Here is a 24,193-nt window from a genome sequence, read left to right as displayed (position 1 = left end):
TTCGGCGCTGCGCTCATTATGAGTGCCGCGCCACCTGTGACTGCTGCTTACGCAACTTGCCGGACTTAAGCCCGGTCAAGCTGCGCAAGACTGCGTCCAGCGGACATTCCGCGGTGAGTCTTGCGCACAAGGCTCACGACGGGCAGCCGCCGTGGTTTCTTATTATCTCGTTTTAGCGCTTCTTCTTGTTCGCGATGTGAATGGCATGACCATTCACTGCCAGCGCGGCTTCGTGCAACGCTTCGGACAGGGTCGGATGGGAGAAAACCATCATGCCGATGTCCTCGGCACTGGTGCCGAATTCCATACCGATTGCGCCCTGCTGGACCAGTTCTGCAGCGCCTGGGCCAATCACATGGACGCCCAATACGCGGTCAGTCTTGGCATCAGCGATGACTTTGACAAAACCACCGGTGTCGTTGGCTGCCATGGCACGGCCAGAAGCAGCGAACGGGAAGGTGCCGACGTTAACTTCAACGCCTTCAGCTTTCAACTGCTGTTCGTTCTTGCCAACCCATGCAATTTCCGGGTGGGTGTAGATAACCGATGGTACCAGGTCGTAGTTCATCTGGGTTTTGTGGCCCTTGATGCGCTCGACAACCATGATGCCTTCTTCGGAAGCCTTGTGCGCCAGCATCATGCCGCGAACCACGTCGCCAATGGCGTAGACGCCTGGAACGGTGGTAGCGCAGTGATCGTCAACGTGGATGAAACCACGCTCGTCGATGTTCACGCCGCAGTCGGAAGCCAGCAGGTCGGTGGTCACTGGGCGGCGACCAACGGCTACGATCAACTTGTCGAAAGTAATGGTCTGCTCGCCATCCTTGTCAGTGTAGGTCACGACGACTTCTTCGCCGTTAACCTTCGAGCCGGTCACGCGAGCGCCCAGCTTGATGTCCAGACCTTGTTTAGTCAGGGTTTTCAGCGCTTCTTTGGACACTGCGGTGTCAGCAGCCAGCAGGAACGTATCCAGGGCTTCGAGAACAGTGACTTGGGAACCCAGACGGGACCAGACCGAACCCAGTTCCAGGCCGATCACGCCAGCGCCGATCACGCCCAGACGCTTAGGAACTGCCTGGAATTCCAGGGCGCCGGTCGAATCAACGATCACGTTCTGGTCAACAGGTGCTGGTGGAATGTCGATTGGACGCGAACCGGGGGCCAGGATCACGTTTTCGGCTTCGATGATTTCTACCGAACCGTCCGGCTTGGTGATTTCAACTTTCTTGCCGGCCAGCAGTTTGCCGTGACCTTGCAGGGAAGTTACGCCGTTGGCCTTGAACAGGGTCGCAACGCCGGAGGTGAGGCCTTTAACGATGTTGGCTTTACGGCCGACCATCGCGGGTACGTCCATGGTCACGCCAGCGTGGTTGATGCCGTGGATGGCAAAACCGCTTTGCGCTTCGTGGAATTTCCAGGAGCTGTCCAGCAGCGCCTTGGAAGGAATGCAACCAACGTTCAGGCAAGTACCGCCCAGTGCCAGTTTGCCTTCCTTGTCGGTGTATTTTTCGATGCAAGCAGTCGAGAGGCCCAGTTGTGCAGCCTTGATGGCGGCAACATAGCCGCCAGGACCTGCACCAATCACTACAACGTCAAATTTCTGCGACATGAAAATAGTTCCTCTATTTAGCAGCAAGCTTTCAAGCCGCAAGCCCCAAGCCCGACTGCCGTTTCCGGCAGCCTGTCACTTGAGGCCGGCAGCTGCTTCTATCAGATATCCAGCAGCAGACGAGCTGGGTCTTCCAGCAGGTTCTTGATGGTCACCAGGAAAGTCACGGCTTCTTTACCATCGATCAGGCGGTGATCGTAAGACAGCGCCAGGTACATCATTGGGCGGATCACGACTTGGCCGTTGATGGCCATCGGACGCTGGATGATGTTGTGCATGCCCAGGATCGCGGCTTGCGGCGGGTTGACGATCGGGGTCGACATCATCGAACCGAAGGTACCACCGTTGGTGATGGTGAAGGTACCGCCGGTCATCTCGTCGATGGTCAGCTTGCCGTCACGGGCTTTCTTGCCGAAGCCGGCGATGCCGCCTTCGATTTCAGCCAGGCTCATCAGCTCGGCGTTACGCAGAACCGGAACCACCAGGCCACGGTCGCTGGACACGGCAACGCCGACGTCTGCGTAGCCATGGTAAACGATGTCGCTACCGTCGATGGAAGCGTTGACTGCCGGGAAGCGTTTCAGCGCTTCGGTGGCCGCTTTCACGAAGAACGACATGAAGCCCAGGCGCACGCCGTTGTGGCTCTTCTCGAACAGATCCTTGTACTTCGAACGCAGGGCCATGACTTCGGTCATGTCGACTTCGTTGAAGGTGGTCAGCATCGCCATGTTCGACTGGGCTTCAACCAGGCGCTTGGCCACGGTGGCACGCACGCGGGTCATCGGAACGCGCTTCTCGGTGCGGTCGCCAGCGGCGAACACAGGAGCAGCGGCAGCAGGCGCTGCAGCCTTGGCAGGTGCAGCTGCTGGAGCGTTTTTCTTGGCTTCAACTGCAGCAACCACGTCTTCCTTGGTCACACGGCCGTCTTTGCCGGTGCCTTTGATGGAAGCCAGGTTAATGCCGTTTTCTTCGGCCAATTGACGAGCAGCCGGTGCGGCGATTGGATCTTCGCCACCAGCAGCCGGAGCAGCAGTTGGAGCAGAAGCAGCAGCCGGTGCGGCGGCTGGAGCAGCAGCAGCGCTGCCCGCTTCGATCGAGCCCAGTACCTGGTTGGACAGGACGGTATCGCCTTCATTGGCGATGATCGCGCCCAGCACGCCGTCAGCTTCGGCCAACACTTCCAGAACGACTTTGTCGGTCTCGATGTCGACGATCAGTTCGTCACGTTTTACAGCCTCGCCGGGTTTCTTGTGCCAAGTGGCAATGGTGCCATCGGCAACCGATTCCGGGAATGTCGGGGCTTTGATTTCAATAGCCATTATCTATGGGTCCTTAAAATTCGGTTTCAGTCAGCGCGAAGGCGTTAAACAGTGAAAGCATCTTGCAGGAGTTTTTCCTGCTGCTCGGCGTGCATCGATGCATAGCCACATGCAGGTGCGGCAGAAGCATCGCGGCCGGCGTACTCCAGGCCCAAGCCCTTGATGTGGTTACCCATGCTGCGACGCAGATGATGCTGGCTGCTGTACCACGCGCCCTGGTTCATCGGTTCTTCCTGACACCACACTACATGAGTGAGGTTGGTGTAAGGCGCGATGATCTCCATGAGGTCATCTTCCGGGAACGGGTAAAGCTGCTCGATACGCACGATGGCGATGTCTTCGCGGCCTTCGGCACGGCGTTTTTCCAGCAGATCGTAGTAGACCTTGCCGCTGCACAGGACCAGGCGAGTGACCTTGGCCGCATCCAGTGCATCGATTTCTGGAATCACGGTCTGGAACGAACCGTCAGCCAGATCTTCCAGGGTCGAGATGGCCAATTTATGACGCAGCAGCGATTTCGGCGTCAGCACTACCAGCGGCTTGCGCAGCGGGCGAATGACCTGACGACGCAGCAAGTGGTAGATCTGGGCCGGGGTAGTCGGCACGCATACCTGGATGTTGTGCTCGGCGCACAGTTGCAGGTAACGCTCCAGACGGGCCGAAGAGTGCTCCGGACCCTGACCTTCATAACCGTGTGGCAGCAGCATGGTCAGACCGCACAGACGGCCCCACTTGTGCTCACCGCTGGTGATGAACTGGTCAATAACCACCTGGGCACCGTTGGCGAAGTCGCCGAACTGGGCTTCCCAGATCACCAGCGCCTGAGGCGTGGTGGTCGAGTAACCGTATTCGAACGCCAGCACGGCTTCTTCGGACAGGAACGAATCGTACAGGTCGAAACGTGGCTGACCTTCGTACAGGTGTTGCAACGGGATGTAGGTACCCGCGTCTTTCTGGTTGTGCAGAACCGCGTGACGGTGCGAGAACGTACCACGGCCGATGTCCTGGCCGGTCATGCGGATCGGGTGACCTTCGAACGCCAGGGTCGCGTACGCCATGGTTTCAGCGTAACCCCAGTTGATCGGCAGGCCGCCGGCTTGCATTTTTTGACGGTCTTCGTAGATCTTCGCAACCTGGCGCTGTACGACGAAGCCATCCGGAATTTCCAGCAGCTTGGCAGACAGTTCCTGCAGGGTCTTCAGATCGAAAGACGTATCGTGACGTGCAGTCCAGGCGTGGCCCAGGTACGGACGCCAGTCGACGAACAGCTCTTTGTTCGGCTCTTTAACCAGGCTTTTTACAACATGCAAACCATTGTCAAGAGCGTTGCGGTATTCGTCGACTTTCGCCTGAACACGCACTTCGTCAACCACACCGGCCTTGGTCAAGCTTTCGGCGTACAGCTCACGGGTAGTGCGCTGCTTGGTGATCTGCTGGTACATCAACGGCTGGGTGCCGCTTGGTTCGTCCGCTTCGTTGTGACCGCGACGGCGGTAGCAAACCAGGTCGATCACCACGTCACGCTTGAACTGCATGCGGTAGTCGACCGCCAGTTGGGTCACGAACAGCACGGCTTCCGGATCATCACCATTCACATGGAGGATCGGTGCCTGGATCATCTTGGCAACGTCGGTGGCGTACTCGGTGGAACGCGCGTCCAACGGGTTGCTGATGGTGAAGCCCACCTGGTTGTTGATGACGATGTGAACGGTACCGCCAGTCTTGAAGCCGCGGGTCTGCGACATCTGGAAGGTTTCCAGAACCACGCCTTGACCGGCAAATGCCGCGTCGCCGTGGATGGAAATCGGCAGAACCTTCTCACCAGTGGTGTCGTTACGACGATCCTGGCGAGCCCGCACCGAACCCTCGACCACTGGAGAAACGATTTCCAGGTGGGATGGGTTGAAGGCCATGGCCAGGTGAACTTCACCGCCGGTGGTCATCACGTTGGACGAGAAGCCCTGGTGGTATTTAACGTCACCGGAACCCAGCTCGACCTTTTTCTTGCCTTCGAACTCGTCGAACAACTCGCGCGGGTTCTTGCCGAAGGTGTTGACCAGCACGTTGAGACGGCCACGGTGGGCCATGCCGATCACGATTTCCTTGGTGCCGTAGGAGCCGGAACGCTGGATCAGCTCATCGAGCATCGGAATCAGGCTCTCGCCGCCTTCCAGGCCGAAACGCTTGGTACCCGGGTATTTGGTGCCCAGGTATTTTTCCAGGCCTTCGGCTGCGGTCACGCGCTCAAGCAGGTGGCTGCGCACATCGGCGGACATAACCGGACGGCCACGCACGCCTTCCAGGCGATGCTGGAACCAGTGACGCTGTTCGGAGTCGGTGATGTGCGTGAACTCAGCGCCAATGGTGCGGCAATATGTCTGCTGCAACGCTTCGTGAATTTCACGTAGGCTCGCTTCCTCTTTGCCGATGAACAGGTCGCCGGCACGGAAGATCGTATCAAGATCGGCATTGGTCAAGCCGTAATGATTGATCGACAGGTCTGCAGGTGCAGGACGCTTCCAGAGCCCCAGCGGATCGAGCTGGGCCGCCTGGTGGCCACGCATACGGTAGGCCTGGATCAGTCGCAATACTTCAACTTGCTTCTTCTCATGCTCACTGCTCACGCTTCCGGCAGAAACCGGTTGGGCGCGGCGCTGGTTCTTTGCCAGCAGCACGAACTGATCGCGAATTGTTGCGTGCGATACATCGGTGGCAGCGTTGCCGTCTGAAGACAACGTCTGAAATTTGGTGCGCCATTCTTCTGGCACAGCGTTAGGGTCGTGCAGGTAGAGCTCATAAAGCTCTTCCACATAGGCAGCGTTACCACCTGAAAGATAGCCGCTGTTCCACATGCGCTGCATCACGCTTTCTTGCATGCTTGGTCACCCTCGATTTGGGGACACCACCGGCGGCGACACCGAGTTTGCTTGCAAAAGGCCCAGTGCAGCGACCAAAACAAGCCACTTAGGATCACGCTGATAGTTCGGGTACCAACCCGAATGCCCCTGCTTGTCTCATTTCTTCAAAATAAGAGCCGCGGCTTTGTAAGTCGCTGCTCAAGTTAAGACTACGGCGCCGGTTGAAGCCTGCGCCGTAGCATTTACGGGCACAACGGTCCTGCTTTGCTACAACGTCAATTACACGCCGCTTTGCAGCAGCATATTACGGATGTGACCAATGGCCTTAGTCGGGTTCAGGCCTTTGGGACATACGTTGACGCAGTTCATGATCCCGCGGCAGCGGAATACGCTGAACGGGTCATCCAGTGAAGCCAGGCGCTCGGACGTATAGGTGTCACGGCTGTCTGCCAGGAAGCGATACGCTTGCAGCAGAGCGGCTGGACCCAGGAACTTGTCCGGGTTCCACCAGAAGGACGGGCAGGAAGTCGAGCAGCAAGCGCACAGGATGCACTCGTACAGACCGTCGAGCTTTTCGCGTTCTTCCGGGGACTGCAGACGTTCGATGGCCGGAGCCGGCGTGTCGTTCTGCAGGAATGGCTTAACCTTCTCGTATTGCTTGTAGAAGATGCTCATATCGACGACCAGGTCACGGATAACCGGCAACCCTGGCAGAGGACGAACGATCAGCTTATTGCCCTTAACCACGGCGGACAGTGGCGTGATGCACGCCAGGCCGTTTTTGCCGTTGATGTTCATGCCGTCGGAACCGCACACACCTTCACGGCAAGAGCGACGATAGGAGAAACCTTCGTCCTGCTCTTTGATCAGGGCCAGCACATCCAGCACCATCAAGTCTTTACCACCGGTATCGACCTGAAAATCCTGCATGAACGGCGCAGCGTCCCGATCAGGGTTGTAGCGATACACACTGACTTTCAACATGGCAGCCACCCTTAGTAAGTCCGAATTTTCGGTTCAAACATCGGAACCGTCTTCGGCGAGAAGTTAACGGCACGCTTGGTTACGCGCTTGTCACCCGGGAAGTACAGGGTGTGGCACAACCAGTTTTCGTCATCGCGATCTTCAAAGTCTTCACGAGCGTGAGCACCACGGGATTCTTTACGAACCTCGGCGGCGATCGCAGTCGCTTCAGCCACTTCCAACAGGTTTTGCAGTTCAAGGGCTTCGATACGAGCGGTGTTGAACGCCTGGCTCTTATCGTTGATCTTGACGTTGGCGATGCGCGTGCGCAGGTCGGCCAACTGGGCGATACCCTTCTGCATGTATTCGCCGGTACGGAATACACCGAAGTAGTTCTGCATGCAGCTTTGCAGCTCGCGACGCAGGGTAGCCACGTCTTCGCCATCGGTACGCTCGTTCAGAGCGTTCAGACGGGCCAGGGCGGTTTCGATGTTGGCGTCAGTGGCGTCATCGTATTCGATGCCGTCGGTCAGCGCCTTCTCGAGGTGCAGGCCGGCAGCGCGGCCGAATACCACCAGGTCGAGCAGCGAGTTGCCGCCCAGACGGTTGGCGCCGTGTACCGATACGCAAGCCACTTCGCCTACTGCGAAGAGACCATGAATGATCTCGTCCACACCTTCGGCGTTCTGGGTGATCGCCTGACCATGAATGTTGGTCGGCACGCCGCCCATCATGTAGTGGCAAGTCGGAACAACCGGAACCGGAGCAACCACCGGGTCAACGTGAGCAAAGGTCTTGGACAGCTCGCAGATACCTGGCAGGCGGCTGTGCAGCACTTCCTCGCCGAGGTGATCGAGCTTCAGCATTACGTGGTCGCCATTCGGGCCACAGCCGTTGCCGGCGATGATTTCCTTGACCATGGAGCGAGCAACAACGTCACGACCAGCAAGGTCTTTCGCGTTCGGAGCATAACGCTCCATGAAACGCTCACCGTGCTTGTTGATCAGATAGCCACCTTCACCACGGCAACCTTCGGTGACGAGTACACCGGCACCGGCGATACCGGTTGGGTGGAACTGCCACATTTCAATGTCCTGCACCGGCACGCCAGCACGCAGCGCCATGCCAACGCCGTCACCGGTGTTGATCAGGGCGTTGGTGGTCGATGCGTAGATACGACCTGCACCGCCAGTCGCCAGAACAGTAGCCTTGGCGCGGATGTAGGTGGTTTCACCGGTTTCGATGCAGATAGCGATCACGCCGACGAATGCGCCGTCCTGGTTTTTCACCAGGTCAACCGCGTAGTACTCGTTCAGGAACGTGGTGCCAGCTTTCAGGTTGCCCTGATAAAGGGTGTGCAGCAGCGCGTGACCGGTACGGTCGGAAGCAGCGCAGGTACGGGCAGCCTGGCCACCTTTACCGTAATCCTTCGACTGACCGCCGAATGGACGCTGGTAGATACGACCTTGCTCGGTACGCGAGAACGGCAGCCCCATGTGGTCCAGCTCGAACACGGCGGCCGGGCCTTCCTGACACATGTATTCGATAGCGTCCTGGTCACCGATATAGTCGGAACCCTTGACGGTATCGTACATGTGCCAGCGCCAGTCATCGTTCGGGTCGGCGGAGGCGATGGCGCAGGTGATGCCACCCTGAGCCGATACGGTGTGGGAACGCGTCGGGAACACCTTGGTGATCACGGCAGTCTTGTGACCGCCCTGAGCCAGTTGCAGCGCTGCGCGCATGCCGGCGCCGCCGCCACCAATGATGATGGCGTCGAAGGAAATAGTTGGAATGTTAGCCATGGATCAGATACCCCAAAGAATCTGCACACCCCAGACGAAGTAAGCGAACATCATGACGCCGCATACTGCCTGGAAGAGAAACCGTACTGCTGTCGCAGACTTGCCCAGCGCCATTGGCGTCAGGTAGTCGGTCGAGATGGTCCACATGCCGACCCAGGCGTGAGCGCCCAGGGCTACAAGGGCCAGCAGACTGAAGATTCGCATCGCGTTATGGGAAAACAGGCCATGCCACTGCTCATAGCCGATGCCCGGATTTGCGACGAGGTATCCGATCAGGAAAATGAAATAAGCCGCGAGAACGACCGCAGACACACGCTGTGCCATCCAGTCATAGAGGCCCGAACGCGACAGATTCGTTACGCTGGTTACCATATCCAAACTCCTGCCAGAACGATCAGCACCACGGAAATGGCGATGACGATTTTCGAGCCCAGGCGGCCGCCTTCCAGCGTCTCACCGATGCCCATATCCATGATCAAGTGGCGCACGCCGGCTACCAAGTGATACAGCAGAGCGGACAAGAGACCCCATGCTACGAACTTGGCCAGCGGACTGGTCAAGCATGCCTTCACCTCGGCATAACCTTCCTCGGAACCCAAGGATTTGCTCAATGCATAAAGCATGAAGCCCAAGCCCAGGAAGAGGATGATGCCGGAAACACGGTGCAGGAACGACGTAACGCCGGTGATGGGGAGTTTGATGGTCCTTAGGTCTAGGTTTACAGGTCGTTGGCTATTCACGGCTTTTTTTCACACTGAAGAGCCCCTAACAATCAGGGCAAAGTTGTTGGGGAGTGTACTGGTCAGGTAACGCCACCCAGGGAGTGCGACCCCCAATGAAAGCAAGCCCAAAAGCCCTTGGCGGTCGGTGGCCGAGTATAGACAGTTAGGCTACTAATGACAACGCGCTGACCTCACGCTAATAGCGCATTGCGCTGGCGGAATAAAAGGCGTAAATGGCGGTAAATTTCGAGGAAAAAGTCCTGTGAAAGCCTTCTGGAGCAAGACTTTAGGCAAATTGACATCTGAATTTATCTCACTATAGTGGTCCGGGCCCTGCGTGGGGGGTCTGTCTGATGATTTGAAGCATAAATAGGAGGCCACATGGCTGACAAAAAAGCGCAGTTGATCATCGAGGGCGTAGCCCCCGTCGAGCTGCCCATTTTAACCGGCACCGTTGGTCCTGATGTTATCGACGTACGGGGCCTTACGGCCACGGGCCGTTTCACTTTCGACCCAGGCTTCATGTCGACCGCTTCATGCGAGTCGAAGATTACCTATATCGATGGCGACAATGGCATTTTGCTGCATCGGGGCTACCCGATTGAGCAACTGGCTGAAAAATCGGATTACCTGGAAACCTGCTATCTGCTACTAAATGGCGAGTTGCCAACCGCCGAGCAGAAAGCCGAGTTCGTCAGCACCGTAAAGAACCACACCATGGTTCACGAGCAGTTGAAGACTTTCTTCAACGGCTTCCGTCGCGACGCCCACCCAATGGCCGTCATGTGCGGCGTAGTCGGTGCCCTGTCGGCTTTCTATCACGACTCCCTCGACATCAATAACCCGCAGCATCGCGAAATTTCCGCGATCCGCCTGGTTGCCAAGATGCCGACCCTGGCCGCAATGGTTTACAAGTACTCCATGGGCCAACCCATGATGTACCCGCGCAACGACCTGACTTACGCGGAAAACTTCCTGCACATGATGTTCAACACCCCGTGCGAGATCAAACCGATCAGCCCGGTGCTCGCCAAGGCAATGGACCGGATCTTCATCCTCCATGCCGACCACGAGCAGAACGCCTCCACCTCTACCGTGCGTCTGGCAGGTTCTTCGGGTGCCAACCCGTTCGCCTGTATCGCCGCCGGTATCGCCGCACTGTGGGGCCCTGCCCACGGTGGTGCGAACGAAGCCGTATTGACCATGCTCGATGAAATCGGCGATGTCTCGAACATCGACAAATACATCGCCAAGGCCAAAGACAAGAACGATCCGTTCAAGTTGATGGGCTTCGGTCACCGGGTCTACAAGAACCGCGACCCGCGCGCCACCGTCATGAAGAAAACCTGCGACGAAGTGTTGAGGGAACTGGGCATCAAGAACGATCCGCAACTCGAACTGGCCATGCGCCTGGAAGAGATCGCCCTGACCGACCCTTACTTCATCGAACGCTCGCTGTACCCGAACGTCGACTTCTACTCGGGGATCATCCTCAAGGCGATCGGCATTCCAACCAGCATGTTCACCGTGATCTTCGCCTTGGCGCGGACCGTGGGCTGGATCTCCCACTGGAAAGAAATGCTCTCCAGCCCGTACAAGATTGGCCGCCCGCGCCAGCTGTACACCGGCTACGCGTCGCGTGACATCACCAAGTTGGAAGATCGCAAGTAAGCATCTGACTGATGAGTAATAAAAAAGCGGCCTCCTTCATGGAGGCCGTTTTTATTTGTGCAGGAACCGAGAAACGGTTTTGTCTGAAATGCCGCTATCGGGAGCAAGCCCCCTCCCACATTTGACCGAGCATCCGCCTTGGAATGCAGTCAAATGTGGGAGGGAGCTTGCTCCCGATGGCAATGCCCAGCCAAAAAATGCCCCAGCCTGTCGACCGGGGCATTTCCTATTGAGCTACAACCCCCCGTATTTGCCCGACTACCCACCCTGGAATGCAGTCAAATGTGGGAGGGAGCTTGCTCCCGATGACAATGCCCAGCCAAAAAACGCCCCAGCCTGTCGACCGGGGCATTTCCTATTGAGCTACAACCCCCCGCATTTGCCCGACTACCCACCCTGGAATGCAGTCAAATGTGGGAGGGAGCTTGCTCCCGATGACAATAGCCCAGCCAACACAAAACCCCAGCCAAAAAAATGCCCCGGCCTTTCGACCGGGGCATTTCCTATTGAGCTACAACCTTAGTGAGCAACCGCCCCACTCGCCCCCAGGCCAGTCTGCGAACGCACAAACTGCGGGAAGTACAGCGCCCGTTCCTTGACTGCCGCCGCCGACTTGTCGGTGATGGAGAAGAACCAGATACTGACGAACGCGATGATCATCGAGAACAGCGCAGGGTACTCATACGGGAAGATGGCTTTTTCGTGATGCAGGATCGACACCCAGATGGTCGGCCCCAGGACCATCAGGCCCACGGCACTGATCAACCCGAGCCAGCCACCAATCATTGCGCCACGGGTGGTGAGGTTCTTCCAATACATGGAAAGCAGCAACACCGGGAAGTTACAGCTAGCCGCGATGGAGAAGGCCAGGCCAACCATGAACGCAATGTTCTGGCTTTCAAACAGGATACCCAGACCGATTGCCAGCACCGCCAAAGCGATAGTGGTGATCTTCGAGACGCGAATCTCATCCTTGTCGTTGGCCTTGCCTTTCTTGATCACGCTGGCATATAGGTCGTGGGACACCGCCGAAGCACCGGCCAGGGTCAAGCCCGCAACCACCGCAAGGATGGTGGCAAACGCCACAGCCGAGATGAAGCCCAGGAAGATACTGCCACCCACCGCGTTGGCCAGGTGAACCGCTGCCATGTTGTTACCACCGAGCAAGGCGCCTGCAGCATCCTTGAACGCCGGGTTAGTGCTGACCAACAGGATCGCACCAAAACCGATGATAAAGGTCAGGATGTAGAAGTAGCCGATGAAGCCAGTAGCGTACAACACGCTCTTACGGGCTTCCTTGGCGTCGCTCACGGTGAAGAAGCGCATCAGGATGTGCGGCAGGCCGGCGGTACCAAACATCAGTGCCAGGGCCAGGGAGAACGCGGAGACCGGATCTTTCACCAGGCCGCCGGGGCTCATGATTGCCTCACCTTTAGGGTGAACCTTGACTGCCTCGGCGAACAATGTGCTGAAGTCGAAGTTGACGTGCTTCATCACCATGACCGCCATGAATGTAGCACCAGCCAGCAGCAAGACTGCCTTGATGATCTGCACCCAGGTGGTTGCCAGCATGCCGCCGAACAGCACGTACATGCACATCAGGATACCCACCATGATCACTGCCACGTGGTAATCGAGACCGAACAGCAACTGGATCAGCTTGCCCGCGCCAACCATCTGCGCGATCAGGTAGAACGCTACCACCACCAGCGAGCCACAGGCCGACAGGCTGCGGATCTGGGTTTGCCCGAGGCGGTAGGACGCCACGTCGGCGAAGGTGTATTTGCCCAGGTTACGCAAGCGCTCGGCGATCAGGAACAGAATGATCGGCCAGCCCACCAGGAAGCCGATCGAGTAGATCAGGCCGTCGTAGCCGGAGGTGTATACCAGTGCGGAAATACCCAGGAAAGACGCGGCAGACATATAGTCGCCGGCAATCGCCAGACCGTTCTGAAAACCGGTGATCTTGCCGCCGGCCGCGTAATAGTCGGCCGCCGAATTGTTGCGCTTGGACGCCCAGTAGGTGATGCACAACGTCGCGCCGACAAAGACCACGAACATCAGGATCGCTGGAATATTCAGCGGTTGTTTTTGCACTTCACCCGTTAATGCCTCCGCCGCCCATACAGCAGGCGCGAAGACCGAAGCACCGAGTACAGCCAATAGACGACGGATCATTGCGCAGCCTCCTTGAGAATCGCATTGTTCAGGTCGTCGAATTCGCCGTTGGCGCGTCGCACGTAGATCGCAGTGAGGACAAAGGCCGAAAGAATCAGCCCGACACCAATAGGGATTCCCCAGGTGATGGACGAAGTGGGACTGATCTTAGTCCCCAGCAATTGTGGCCCGTAGGCGATCAACAGGATGAATCCGGAGTAAAGCCCTAGCATGATCGCCGAGAGAATCCAGGCGAACCTTTCCCTTTTCCTAACCAGCTCCTTGAAGCGCGGGCTGTTTTGAATCGAGAGGTAAATGCTGTCGTTCATTGTTTTTATCCTCGCAGCACAGCTTTGTTATTATTGAAACAATATCCACTGTATGCGACTGCTGGACACGTTCCAGACGACCTTAGTATTAGGAGGGAGTGTAGCGAGGGTTTGCGAGGGCGCAGAAACATTTACGGGTGACGAAAATAATGCGGGAGGGAGCTTGCCGCCGAGAGCGGTAGACCAGTCAGATCATCAGCGACTGACACACCGCAATCGGGGGCAAGCCCCCTCCCACAGGGGAGTTACATCAAAGGGGGTTACTTACCGGTCCATTCGGCAACCCGCTCAGGGTGCTTGGCGACCCAGTCCTTGGCGGCTGCATCAGGCTTGGCGCCTTCCTGAATGGCGAGCATGACTTCACCGATTTCGTCCTTGGAAGCCCATTGGAATTTCTTCAGGAACGCCACAACTTCCGGCGCTTTCTTCTCCAGGCCCTTGCTGCCGATGCTGTTGACGGTTTCAGCAGCGCCATAAATCCCTTTTGGATCGTCCAGGAAACGCAGTTTCCACTTGGCGAACATCCAGTGTGGCACCCACCCGGTGACCGCAATGGATTCCTGTTTGTCTTCGGCACGGGTCAGTTCGGCGATCATCGCGGCGCCGGAACTGGCTTGCAGCTTGTAGTCCAGGCCATAGGCCTTGATCGCTTCGTCGGTCTTGAGCATCACGCCTGAACCGGCGTCGATACCGACGATCTTGTTCTTGAAGGTGGTATCGGTCTTGAGGTCTTCAATGGACTTGGCCTTGACGTACTCCGGCACGATCAGGCCGATCTTCGCATCCTTGAAGTTGGGGCCGTAGTCGACCACCTTGTCCTTGTTCTTGGCCCAGTATTCACCGTGGGTCACGGGCAGCCAGGCAGAGAGCATGGCGTCGAGCTTGCCGGTGGCAACGCCTTGCCACATGATCCCGGTGGCGACCGCTTGCAGTTTGACGTCATAACCGAGCTTTGCCTTGATCACCTCTGCCGCCACATGGGTGGTGGCAACGCTGTCGGACCAACCGTCCACATAGCCGATGCTCAGGGTTTTGCTGTCGGCGCTGGCCAGTGTGGAGCTCATCGCAACTACCAGAGTGGCAGCTGCGCCCAAGAGTCGTCGCATCTTCATCGTACTTCCCCGAAAGTGCTGCGCCCGACGGATGTCGAGCGACGTCAACCTGTTGTTATGTGGTGCGCCGCGCCCCCTTCACGCGCATCTTTCCGGCCGCTACGACATCAGTGGAGTGCTGATACTTCGATCATCAACCTGCCGGGGCCTTTGTCCTGCTCTGTCAGCGACCTCAGGTAAGCAAGAAACGACATCACATCGCCAGCTAGCGCTTTTATGGGACACTCGCCTCATACCCCGCCCGAACTTTGCATGTCTAAATCATGCAGCCCCACTGGGACGCGACAAATCCGGGTAAGATGCGCGCCTTTGCTCCCCAGATAAGCCGACCATGCCCGCGACTGCCCGCTTCCCTGCCCTGCCCTATTTTTTCGCCTCGATCCTCGGCCTGCTCGCGCTGGTCGGGTACTGGTACGGCCTCGGCCGGCCGGTGGTGTTGCCGGACGTGGCCAGCGCCAGCCATAAGCTGCAATGCGCCTCCTACACGCCCTTCGACAAGGACCAATCGCCGTTCGACCAGCCGTTCACGCTGCGTCCCGAGCGCATGGACGCCGACCTGGCCCTGCTGGCCACTCGCTTCGAATGCATCCGCACCTACTCCATGACCGGCCTGGAAGCCTTGCCGGACCTGGCGCGCAAACACGGGCTAAAACTGATGATCGGCGCCTGGGTCAACGGCAACCCACTCGACACTGAAAAAGAAGTTGACGCCTTGATCGCCTCGGCCAACGCCAACGCCGACGTGGTCACCTCGGTGATCGTCGGCAACGAAACCCTGCTGCGCAAGGAAGTCACGGCCGCACAGTTGGTGAAGCTGATCCATAAGGTCAAAAGCCAGGTCAAGCAGCCGGTCACATATGCCGACGTCTGGGAATTCTGGCTGCAACACCCGGAAATAGCCCCGGCGGTGGATTTCCTGACCATCCACTTGCTGCCCTACTGGGAAGACGATCCCTCGGGGATCGACCAGGCACTCAAACATGTCGGCGATGTGCGCCAGACCTTTGGCAACAAATTTGCGCCCAAGGACGTACTGATCGGCGAGACCGGCTGGCCCAGCGAAGGCCGCCAGCGCGAAACCGCAGTGCCGAGCCGGGTCAATGAGGCCAAGTTCATGCGCGGCTTCGTGGCCATGGCCGAAGCCAATGGTTGGCACTACAACCTGATCGAAGCCTTTGATCAGCCGTGGAAGCGTGCCAGTGAAGGCGCTGTCGGGGGTTACTGGGGCTTATTCGATGCCGACCGCCAGGACAAGGGCATCCTCGCCGGCCCGGTGACCAACGTGCCGTACTGGCCGCTGTGGCTGGGGGTGGGCGGAATCATCCTGCTGGGCACGCTAGCGCTCGGTGGGCGGGTGCGCAGCCCGCGCGCCGCCTGGCTGCTACCGCTGCTCGGGGCCGTCGCCGCCTGCTCCATCGGCACCTGGGCCGAACTGACCCGCGTAACTGCACGCTTCAATGATGAATGGGTGTGGGCGGGGCTGCTGGTCGCGTTGAACCTGCTGGTACTGGCGCACGCGGCCCTGGCCTTGAGCGACCGCGAGGGTTGGCGCGAACGAGCATTCAACTGGCTGGAGCAGCGCGCAGGCTGGTGGGTGGCAATCGCCGGGTTCGCGGGTGCGGTCATGATGCTGGCGCTGGTGTTTGACCCACGTTATCGCAGCTTCCCAAGTGCGGCGCTGGTACTGCCCGCCTTGGTCTATCTGGTTCGCCCCGTGACCGGGCCACGTCGGGAAATCGCGTTGCTGACCTTTATCATCGGTGCCGGCATTGCGCCCCAGCTGTTCCGCGAAGGCCTACTGAACCAGCAGGCGTGGGGTTGGGCGCTGGTCAGTGGGTTGATGGTTGTGGCTTTGTGGCGGTGCTTGCGGATGCGCAAGGCTTAAGAACGCCATCGGGGGGCAAGTCGAATCGTCGCACCGCCCCCGATTGGCCCTATCAGGCGCCCCGTGGCTTGCGGACCAACCGCAACCCCGCAATCACCACTGCAAACACCGCAAACGTGGTGTTGTACAACGCCAGCGCTGGCAACCCGAACACCAGTCCCAGCACCGCCAACCCCCACCCCGCGCGCCCCGGTACGAAAAACGCCAGCACCGACGTCATCAGCGCAGCCCAGCCCATCATCTTGAAGTGAATCATCAAACCGAGGTTCGAACGCACCTGGCATTCCCAGCGGCTGGCTTCATCCGCGCAAATACCGACCCAGCGGCCATCCTCCATAAAGCCGTAACGCGCGGCATAACTGGCGGCCAGCCATAACGGCAGGGCAATAAGCAGCAAGATCAGCGGCAAGCGGCGGGACATGGAGCACTCCGATAGGCAAAAACGGCGCTCAGCTTAATCCCCCGGCGGCCGTTAGCAAGATATGTACGCAGATAAGTGTTCATCAATGCGTCGCAAAGTGTATCTTCTGGCGACTATCACCCCGATTCCGACGTTTTTTTTCCGATTTTTCGTGCCGAAGGCTGGCACTTCGGTGGCAACGCGGTGGTCATAGCCTGCGAACTTCATTCAGCACGTTTCCTCTTAGGGATTAAGTCATGCTCCGTTCCTTGCGCTGCGCTGCCTTGCTAGGCAGCCTTTTTTTGAGTGCGTCAGCACTGGCCGTCGACATCGACCAGGCCAGCTATGGCTTCCCTTTGACCAACCCGTTCGAAGCGACCATTGCCACCACGCCGCCTGACCTTCGGCCCAGCTTGCCGAGCAACGACGAAATCAACCAGTCGGACTACACCCTGAACATGCGCCCCGAGCGCGAATTCAGCCTGCCCGACAACTTCTGGGCGGTGAAGAAACTCACCTACCGCATCGCCAAGCAAGACCACGCCGCGCCGCTGATCTTCTTGATATCGGGCACCGGTGCGCGGTTTGACAGCAGCATCAACGAATACCTGAAAAAACTCTACTACCAGGCCGGCTACCACGTCGTGCAACTGTCATCGCCCACCAGCTTCGACTTCATGAGCGCAGCCTCGCGCTTTGCCACGCCTGGCATCACCCAGGAAGACGCCGAAGATATGTACCGCGTGATGCAAGCAGTGCGCGCGCAGAACGCCTCGCTGCCGGTCACCGACTTTTACCTCAGCGGCTACAGCCTCGGCGCGCTGGATGCGGCGTTTGTCAGCAAGCTCGATGAAACCCGTCGCAGCTTCAACTTCAAGAAAGTGCTGCTGCTCAACCCTCCGGTCAACCTCTACACCTCGATCACCAACCTCGACAAGCTGGTGCAAACCGAGGTCAAGGGCATCAACAACACCACGACCTTTTATGAGCTGGTGTTGAACAAGCTGACCCGCTACTTCCAGCAAAAAGGCTATATCGACCTAAACGACGCTCTGCTCTACGACTTCCAGAACTCCAAGCAACACCTGACCAACGAACAGATGGCCATGCTGATCGGCACCACGTTCCGCTTTTCGGCGGCCGACATCGCGTTCACCTCGGACCTGATCAACCGCCGTGGCCTGATCATCCCGCCGAAGTACCCGATCACCGAAGGCACCAGCCTCACGCCGTTCCTCAAGCGCGCGCTGCAATGTGACTTCGATTGCTACCTCACCGAACAGGTCATTCCGATGTGGCGCGCCCGTTCCGATGGCGGCAGCCTGTTGCAACTGGTCGATCAGGTCAGCCTGTACGCCCTCAAGGACTACCTGCACGCCAGCCCGAAAATCGCCGTCATGCATAACGCCGACGACGTGATCCTCGGTCCGGGCGACCTCGGCTTCCTGCGTCAAACCTTCGGCGATCGCTTGACCGTCTACCCGCTGGGCGGCCACTGCGGCAACCTCAATTACCGCGTCAACGCCGACGCCATGCTGGAGTTCTTCCGTGGCTAAATATCTTCTGCTGCTTGCCGCCCTGATGTGCGCAAGCGTGGCCAATGCCGACAACAGCAAGGCTCACGCGCCCACCGTGGTGGGTGCCGACGGTTTCAAGGAGCCACTGAGCAAGCTCAAGTTCAATCCGGGCCTGGACCAACGCGAATTCGAACGTTCATCACTGACCGCCCTCAACGTGTATGACCCGTTGGAGTCGTGGAACCGCCGCGTGTACCACTTCAACTACCGCTTCGACCAATGGGTGTTTCTGCCGGTGGTCGACGGTTACCGCTACGTCACGCCGAGCTTCCTGCGTACCGGCGTGAGCAATTTCTTCAACAACCTGGGCGATGTGCCCAACCTGTTGAACAGCCTGCTGCAACTCAAGGGTCACCGCTCCCTGGAAACCACCGGGCGCCTGCTGCTCAATACCACCCTCGGCGTCGCCGGGTTGTGGGACCCGGCCACCTCCATGGGCCTGCCGCGCCAAAGCGAAGACTTCGGCCAGACCCTAGGCTTCTACGGCGTGCCTGGCGGCGCCTACCTGGTGTTGCCGATTCTGGGCCCGTCGAACCTGCGCGATACCGGCGGCCTGCTGGTCGACTACAGCGCCGAATCGCAGATCAACTTCTTGAACGTCTCCGAAGTCAGCTCCAACCATCCGGAAATCTGGGCCCTGCGCGCGGTCGACAAGCGCTACCAGACCAGCTTCCGCTACGGTCAGATGAACTCGCCATTCGAGTACGAAAAAGTGCGCTACATCTATACCGAATCGCGCAAGTTGCAGATTGCCGAGTAACCGATCCACGCTGTAAAAAAGCCATTCGACGCGCTCGAGTGGCTTTTTTTTGCCTGCTCGATACCTGACGCCTACCCCAGCACCTGCGCCAGAAATGCTTGGGCGCGTGGCGTTCGCGGCGCAGTGAAAAACGCCTCCGGCGGCTGGTCTTCGATAATCCGCCCGCCATCGAGAAACAGCACACGCCCGGCCACTTGCCGGGCAAAGCCCATTTCGTGAGTGACGCAGAGCAGGGTCATGCCGCTTTCGGCGAGCATGACCATCACGTCCAGCACCTCGCCGACAGCCTCCGGGTCCAGCGCTGACGTCGGCTCATCGAACAGCATGATTTTTGGGGCCATGCACAATGCCCTGGCAATCGCGACCCGTTGCTGTTGGCCGCCCGACAGTTGCGACGGGTATTTTTTCCAGTGTTGATCAATCCCGACTTTTTTCAGCAGCGCCATGGCCTGCTCCTGTGCGCTGTCGCGGGGCATGCCGCGCACGGACATCGGCGCCAGCACGCAGTTTTGCAAGACGGTCAGGTGAGGAAACAGGTTGAAGCCCTGAAACACCATGCCGACCTCACGCAAGGCCGCCCGGCAGTGTGTCGGCGATGCGCTCACGTCGGCTCCCAGCACCTGGATTCGGCCCTGCTGCGCAGGTTCCAGACGATTGAGGCAACGGATCAACGTGGACTTGCCGGAGCCCGAGGTACCGCACAGCACAATTCGTTCGCCCTGCACCACCCGCAGGTCGATGCCGTGCAACACCTGATACGGGCCATACCATTTGCTCAGCCCTTCGACGTCAATCACCACCGGCGCAGGTGGACAGATCAACCGCTTTAACTGCATTGATGACCCCATGTGTGCCCTCTCCTATCATTCGTCAGTTGGCCGCAGATGCTGGGTAAGTCGACGATCAAGACGGTTCACCCCACGCCGGACACACTCGACCACCAGCAGGTAAACCAGCGCCACCCACACATACACCTGGAAATCAAAAGTGCGTGAAAACGCCAGCTTGGCCACGCCCATCAAGTCCAGCAAGGTGACCAGCGACACAATGGCGCTGGCCTTGATGATCAAAATCAGTTCATTGCCCAGCGGCCCTACCGTCACGATGAGCACCTGCGGCAAGGTCACCTTGAAAAACGTGGTGGTGCGATTCAACCCCAACGCCGTCGCGGCTTCATAGTGGGCACGCGGCACAGAGAGCAATCCGCCGCGAAAGATCTCGGCCTGGTAGGCCGCCGTATTCAAGGTGAACGCCAGCAAAGCGCAAAACCATGGGTCGCCGAACCACCCCCATAGGCCCAGGTCGCGCCAGAAACCGTGGAAGGAACCCAAGCCGTAATAAATCAGGAACAGTTGCGCCAACAGTGGAGAGCCCCTGAAAAAGTAGACATAGGCCCTGCACCCGTACTGCAACGAGCGCCAGCGCGAAGTCCTGCCCAACGCCAACAGCACGCCGAGTACCATCCCGACGCTGCTGGATAGCGCCACCAATTGCAGGGTAAGCAACAAACCATCAAGCAACTGCGCCCCATAGCGCTGCAACAGTTCAAGCCCGAGCCACTCGGCAAAGCGCTCGCCCGCCGTCATGAGGCACGCTCCCGGCCCTGGCCGTAGTGCTTTTCAAGCTGCGCGATGCAAAACCCCGAGATCGATGACAGCAGCAGGTACAGGCAACACGCCGCCAGATAAAACAGCATCGGCTCCTTGGTGGCATTCACCGCCAGGCTGGTCTGGCGCATCAAGTCCACCAGGGAAATGGTCGACACCAACGCCGTGTCCTTGAGCAGGCTCAACCAGTTGTTCGACAGCCCCGGCAAGGCAACGCTCATCACCTGCGGCAGCACCACTTTGAAAAACGCCTGCCTGCGACTCAAGCCCAGTGCCTGGGCGCCTTCATACTGACCGCGTGCGACGGTCTTCAGCGCACCCAGCCACACCTCGCTGGAAAAGGCCGCCAGCACCAGGCTGAACGCGATCACCGCCGCCACAAACGCATTGATGGAAAACTCGGCCGAACCGCCCCAATACGCCTGGAATTTCTGCAGCGCAATCTGGATGCCGTAATACACGATCAATAACGTCAGCAACTCCGGCAGACCACGAAAACAGGTGGAGAACAGTGCCGCCATCGCCCTCACCGTTGCGCTGGGCGATTTGCTGCACAACGCCACCAACAAGCCCAATGGCAACCCCAGCGGCACACACGCCAATGCCAGCGCCATCGTGACCCCAGCGCCCGCCAGCAGCGCGCCGCCCCAACCGCCCGCGCCCAACGACAACAACCCCAATGACTCGAACATGGAAGACACTCCCGCGCTTAATCATCCTCAAGGCCATGGGCCAACTTGAGCTGTCGATACGTACCGTCGGCGATCACATCCGCGATGGCCTGGTTCAGCCTGGCGCGCAACGCGTCATCGGCCTTGCGCACGGCAATACCGGCGTCGCTTTGCGTACCGGGAATAGCCAGCACCCGGCAACACTGCGGGTCGGTGCTCTTCAACCACTCCTGCATCGGCGCGCTGTCGTTGACCACCGCATCCAGGCGACCATTGAGCAGGTCACTGTTGGCCTCGTCCTGCCCGACATACAACTTGACCCGCGCGCCATTGGCGCCATAGACATCCTGGTTGTAGATGCCCTGGGTCGAGGACGATTGAGCGCCGACCGTCTTGCCGGCCAACGTGGCCGGTGCCGTGTCCTGAATGTCGCTGCCCCTGGGCACTGCCAGGACCATGCGCGTGCGGTTGTAGGGCTGGGTGAAGCTGACGGTCTGCTGGCGCTCTTCGGTGATGGCCATCGAGGCGATGATTGCGTCGTACTTTTTGGCAAGCAGGCCCGGGATGATGCCTTCCCAGTCCTGGGCCACGATCGAGCATTCGACGCTCAGCCTGGCGCACAGGGCGTTCGCCATATCGACGTCAAAACCACGCAGCTGGTTATTCGAGTCCACGTAGTTGAACGGCGGATAAGCGCCCTCCGTGGCGAAACGCAGCGGTTGCGCGTGGGCCACCGACAGCAGCCCGAGGGTGATCGTTACGGCATAGAGCGTCTGTTTGACGTGTTTCATGAAGGCACCTACCGAATTATTTTTATTCTGGGTAGTGCCTGAGGCCTGGTTAACCTGAAGGGACACGGGTAATTGACGCAGGCTCAGTCACTGACCAAGCGGACACTACGCCAACTTGCACAAATAATCTATTTTTTACATACGGTCTATTTCTGAGTTTTTTGTAGGCAAAACCCTGAATGCCCAATCAACCGCGCACGGCCCGCCAGGTTTTGCCCGCCACAGTGACCAGTGCTAACACCAGCGCCCCGGCAATAATGCCGGCCACCGCGTTGAGCAAGGTCGGCATCAACCACGCCAGGCCACCGGTGCTCTGGCTGACCGTCTCGACCCAGTGATGCGCCACCGGCACGCCGTGGGTGAGGATGCCGCCGCCGACCATGAACATCGCCGCCGTACCGATCACCGACAGGCTTTTCATCATGTACGGTGCCGCGCGCAAGATCGCGCCACCGATACTGCGCGCCATCTGCCCAGGCTTCTGGGTCAGCCACAGGCCCAGGTCATCGAGCTTGACGATGCCGGCCACCACGCCGTAAACGCCGATGGTCATCACAATGGCAATGCCCGATAGCACGATCACCTGCTGCGTCAACGGCGCATCGGCAACCGTGCCCAGCGTGATGGCGATGATTTCGGCCGAGAGGATGAAGTCCGTGCGGATCGCGCCTTTGATCTTGTCCTTTTCGAACGCCACCAGATCGGTCGCCGGGTCCACCACGGCGGCGACCAACTGGGCGTGTTCGGCCTGGTCTTCGGCTTTGCTGTGCAGAAACGTGTGAGCGAGCTTCTCAAAGCCCTCGAAACACAAGTAGGCGCCGCCGAGCATCAACAACGGCGTCACCGCCCAGGGCACAAACGCACTGATCAACAACGCCGTCGGCACCAGGATCAGCTTGTTGAGAAACGACCCCTTGGCCACCGCCCACACCACCGGGATCTCCCGCTCGGCGCGCACCCCGGAGACTTGCTGGGCATTGAGCGCCAGGTCATCGCCGAGCACGCCGGCGGTTTTCTTGGCGGCCATCTTTGTCATCAGTGCAACGTCATCGAGTACTGCGGCGATATCGTCGATCAAAACCAACAAGCTGCTTCCTGCCATGAATCGGGCTTCCATAAGGGTGAGATGGCGCGAGCATAACGCGGCCATGGGCGTTGCGGGCACATTGTTGAGGCTCGCGGATGGCCGGTGCTACCATGCGCAACCGCCTGTCATGGCAAGGAACCCTCTGGTTTATGAGCAGCATTCGCGAGCGCAATAAAGAAAAGATCCTGCGGGCGGCGAGCGAGGAGTTTGCCGACAAGGGCTTCGCCGCGACCAAAACCAGTGACATCGCCGCCAAGGCCGGGCTGCCCAAGCCCAACGTCTACTACTACTTCAAGTCCAAGGACAACCTCTACCGCGAAGTACTCGAGAGCATCATCGAGCCGATCCTGGCGGCCTCCACACCGTTCAACCCAGAGGGCGAGCCGGCGGTGGTACTGAGCAACTACATCCGCTCGAAAATCCGCATCTCCCGCGACCTACCCTTCGCCTCCAAAGTGTTCGCCAGCGAAATCATGCACGGCGCCCCGCACCTGAGCGCCGAGCAGGTTGAACAGCTGAATGCCCAGGCCAAGCACAATATCCAGTGCATTCAGCACTGGGTGGATCGCGGATTGATTGCGCCGATCGATCCAAATCACTTGATGTTCAGCATCTGGGCGGCGACCCAGACGTATGCGGATTTTGATTGGCAGATTTCGGCGGTGACGGGTAAAGCCAAGCTGGATGAAGCGGATTACGAGGCGGCGGCGCAGACGATTATTCGGTTGGTGCTTAAAGGCTGTGCGCCGGACTGAGATGCCGAGGTGCCTGTGCCAATCGGGGGCAAGTCGAATCGTCGCACCGCCCCTCCCACCTTTGACTGTGTTCACACATTTCTATTTGTGAATACCGTCAAATGTGGGAGGGGGC

21 protein-coding genes are annotated in these 24,193 nt (G+C 58.8%); 5 read left to right on the top strand and 16 right to left on the bottom strand.

Features of this window, described 5'->3' with window-relative positions; all coding sequences use genetic code 11:
• Positions 1-172 precede the first annotated feature (172 nt).
• From lpdA to sdhC, 7 genes are all read right to left on the bottom strand, one after another.
• Positions 173-1,609 (bottom strand): dihydrolipoyl dehydrogenase, encoded by a 1,437-nt coding sequence (lpdA, locus tag ACP7CJ_RS04210; protein WP_276197235.1) that lies wholly within the window; start codon positions 1,607-1,609, stop codon positions 173-175.
• A 101-nt stretch (positions 1,610-1,710) separates the two neighbouring features.
• On the bottom strand, positions 1,711-2,928 hold the full coding sequence (gene odhB, locus ACP7CJ_RS04205) for a 2-oxoglutarate dehydrogenase complex dihydrolipoyllysine-residue succinyltransferase (RefSeq protein ID WP_426099397.1): 1,218 nt from the start codon (positions 2,926-2,928) through the stop codon (positions 1,711-1,713).
• A gap of 44 nt (positions 2,929-2,972) precedes the next feature.
• Complete coding sequence (locus tag ACP7CJ_RS04200) at positions 2,973-5,804, bottom strand: 2-oxoglutarate dehydrogenase E1 component (RefSeq protein WP_276197233.1); 2,832 nt, start codon at positions 5,802-5,804, stop codon at positions 2,973-2,975.
• Between the two features lie 261 nt (positions 5,805-6,065).
• Positions 6,066-6,770: a succinate dehydrogenase iron-sulfur subunit gene (locus ACP7CJ_RS04195; RefSeq protein ID WP_276197232.1), complete on the bottom strand. Its 705-nt coding sequence runs from the start codon at positions 6,768-6,770 to the stop codon at positions 6,066-6,068.
• Positions 6,771-6,781: 11 nt separating this feature from the next.
• Positions 6,782-8,554 carry a succinate dehydrogenase flavoprotein subunit gene (sdhA, locus tag ACP7CJ_RS04190; RefSeq protein ID WP_276197231.1) on the bottom strand — a complete coding sequence of 591 codons (1,773 nt, stop codon included), beginning with the start codon at positions 8,552-8,554 and terminating at the stop codon, positions 6,782-6,784.
• Between the two features lie 3 nt (positions 8,555-8,557).
• Entirely contained in the window at positions 8,558-8,926 is a 369-nt protein-coding gene (gene sdhD, locus ACP7CJ_RS04185) for a succinate dehydrogenase, hydrophobic membrane anchor protein (RefSeq protein WP_247396440.1), read from the bottom strand.
• On the bottom strand, positions 8,920-9,294 hold the full coding sequence (sdhC, locus tag ACP7CJ_RS04180; RefSeq protein WP_247396437.1) for a succinate dehydrogenase, cytochrome b556 subunit: 375 nt from the start codon (positions 9,292-9,294) through the stop codon (positions 8,920-8,922). The genes sdhD and sdhC overlap by 7 nt, the downstream gene beginning before the upstream one ends.
• Positions 9,295-9,657: 363 nt before the next feature.
• On the opposite strand from sdhC, the gene gltA reads away from it, so the two are divergent.
• On the top strand, positions 9,658-10,947 hold the full coding sequence (gltA, locus tag ACP7CJ_RS04175; protein WP_247396434.1) for a citrate synthase: 1,290 nt from the start codon (positions 9,658-9,660) through the stop codon (positions 10,945-10,947).
• Between the two features lie 519 nt (positions 10,948-11,466).
• On the opposite strand, the gene ACP7CJ_RS04170 is transcribed toward gltA, so the two are convergent.
• The 3 genes from ACP7CJ_RS04170 to ACP7CJ_RS04160 form a co-directional block, all read right to left on the bottom strand.
• Positions 11,467-13,125, bottom strand: a complete 1,659-nt coding sequence (locus tag ACP7CJ_RS04170; protein WP_276197230.1) for a cation acetate symporter — start codon at positions 13,123-13,125, stop codon at positions 11,467-11,469.
• Positions 13,122-13,433 (bottom strand): DUF485 domain-containing protein, encoded by a 312-nt coding sequence (locus ACP7CJ_RS04165; RefSeq protein WP_276197229.1) that lies wholly within the window; start codon positions 13,431-13,433, stop codon positions 13,122-13,124. Before ACP7CJ_RS04165 ends, ACP7CJ_RS04170 begins: the two co-directional genes overlap by 4 nt.
• 260 nt (positions 13,434-13,693) lie before the next feature.
• On the bottom strand, positions 13,694-14,545 hold the full coding sequence (locus ACP7CJ_RS04160) for a glycine betaine ABC transporter substrate-binding protein (RefSeq protein WP_276197228.1): 852 nt from the start codon (positions 14,543-14,545) through the stop codon (positions 13,694-13,696).
• Between the two features lie 331 nt (positions 14,546-14,876).
• Between ACP7CJ_RS04160 and ACP7CJ_RS04155 the strand changes: the two genes are divergently transcribed.
• Complete coding sequence (locus tag ACP7CJ_RS04155) at positions 14,877-16,430, top strand: glycosyl hydrolase family 17 protein (protein WP_426099398.1); 1,554 nt, start codon at positions 14,877-14,879, stop codon at positions 16,428-16,430.
• Between the two features lie 52 nt (positions 16,431-16,482).
• Here the strand turns inward: ACP7CJ_RS04155 and ACP7CJ_RS04150 are convergent, their stop codons facing one another.
• The gene (locus ACP7CJ_RS04150; RefSeq protein WP_426099399.1) at positions 16,483-16,851 is read right to left on the bottom strand and encodes a hypothetical protein; all 369 of its coding nucleotides are present in this window, start codon (positions 16,849-16,851) and stop codon (positions 16,483-16,485) included.
• Positions 16,852-17,087: 236 nt separating this feature from the next.
• On the opposite strand from ACP7CJ_RS04150, the gene ACP7CJ_RS04145 reads away from it, so the two are divergent.
• Positions 17,088-18,386, top strand: coding sequence for a serine/threonine protein kinase (locus ACP7CJ_RS04145; RefSeq protein ID WP_276197226.1), 1,299 nt, complete (start codon positions 17,088-17,090; stop codon positions 18,384-18,386).
• Positions 18,379-19,167, top strand: a complete 789-nt coding sequence (locus ACP7CJ_RS04140; protein WP_276197225.1) for an MlaA family lipoprotein — start codon at positions 18,379-18,381, stop codon at positions 19,165-19,167. The genes ACP7CJ_RS04145 and ACP7CJ_RS04140 overlap by 8 nt, the downstream gene beginning before the upstream one ends.
• A 71-nt stretch (positions 19,168-19,238) precedes the next feature.
• On the opposite strand, the gene ACP7CJ_RS04135 is transcribed toward ACP7CJ_RS04140, so the two are convergent.
• The 5 genes from ACP7CJ_RS04135 to ACP7CJ_RS04115 all read right to left on the bottom strand — a co-directional run bounded on the left by ACP7CJ_RS04135 (position 19,239) and on the right by ACP7CJ_RS04115 (position 23,338).
• On the bottom strand, positions 19,239-20,015 hold the full coding sequence (locus ACP7CJ_RS04135; protein ID WP_276197224.1) for an amino acid ABC transporter ATP-binding protein: 777 nt from the start codon (positions 20,013-20,015) through the stop codon (positions 19,239-19,241).
• Positions 20,016-20,030: 15 nt separating this feature from the next.
• Entirely contained in the window at positions 20,031-20,753 is a 723-nt protein-coding gene (locus ACP7CJ_RS04130; protein WP_426099401.1) for an ABC transporter permease, read from the bottom strand.
• A complete protein-coding gene (locus tag ACP7CJ_RS04125; protein ID WP_426099402.1) occupies positions 20,750-21,466 on the bottom strand; it encodes an ABC transporter permease in 717 nt (238 codons plus the stop codon). The genes ACP7CJ_RS04130 and ACP7CJ_RS04125 overlap by 4 nt, the downstream gene beginning before the upstream one ends.
• Positions 21,467-21,483: 17 nt before the next feature.
• Positions 21,484-22,236, bottom strand: coding sequence for a transporter substrate-binding domain-containing protein (locus tag ACP7CJ_RS04120; protein ID WP_276197221.1), 753 nt, complete (start codon positions 22,234-22,236; stop codon positions 21,484-21,486).
• Positions 22,237-22,423: 187 nt separating this feature from the next.
• On the bottom strand, positions 22,424-23,338 hold the full coding sequence (locus ACP7CJ_RS04115; RefSeq protein WP_276197220.1) for a DUF808 domain-containing protein: 915 nt from the start codon (positions 23,336-23,338) through the stop codon (positions 22,424-22,426).
• Positions 23,339-23,472: 134 nt separating this feature from the next.
• On the opposite strand from ACP7CJ_RS04115, the gene ACP7CJ_RS04110 reads away from it, so the two are divergent.
• Positions 23,473-24,078, top strand: a complete 606-nt coding sequence (locus tag ACP7CJ_RS04110; RefSeq protein ID WP_046384206.1) for a TetR/AcrR family transcriptional regulator — start codon at positions 23,473-23,475, stop codon at positions 24,076-24,078.
• Positions 24,079-24,193: the final 115 nt, after the last annotated feature.

It is taken from the genome of Pseudomonas sp. PSPC3-2 (assembly GCF_049897085.1).
Taxonomy (GTDB): domain Bacteria; phylum Pseudomonadota; class Gammaproteobacteria; order Pseudomonadales; family Pseudomonadaceae; genus Aquipseudomonas; species Aquipseudomonas paraveronii.
Note: the sequence above shows the minus strand (reverse complement) of the source record. Positions and strands in the feature narration are given on the sequence as shown.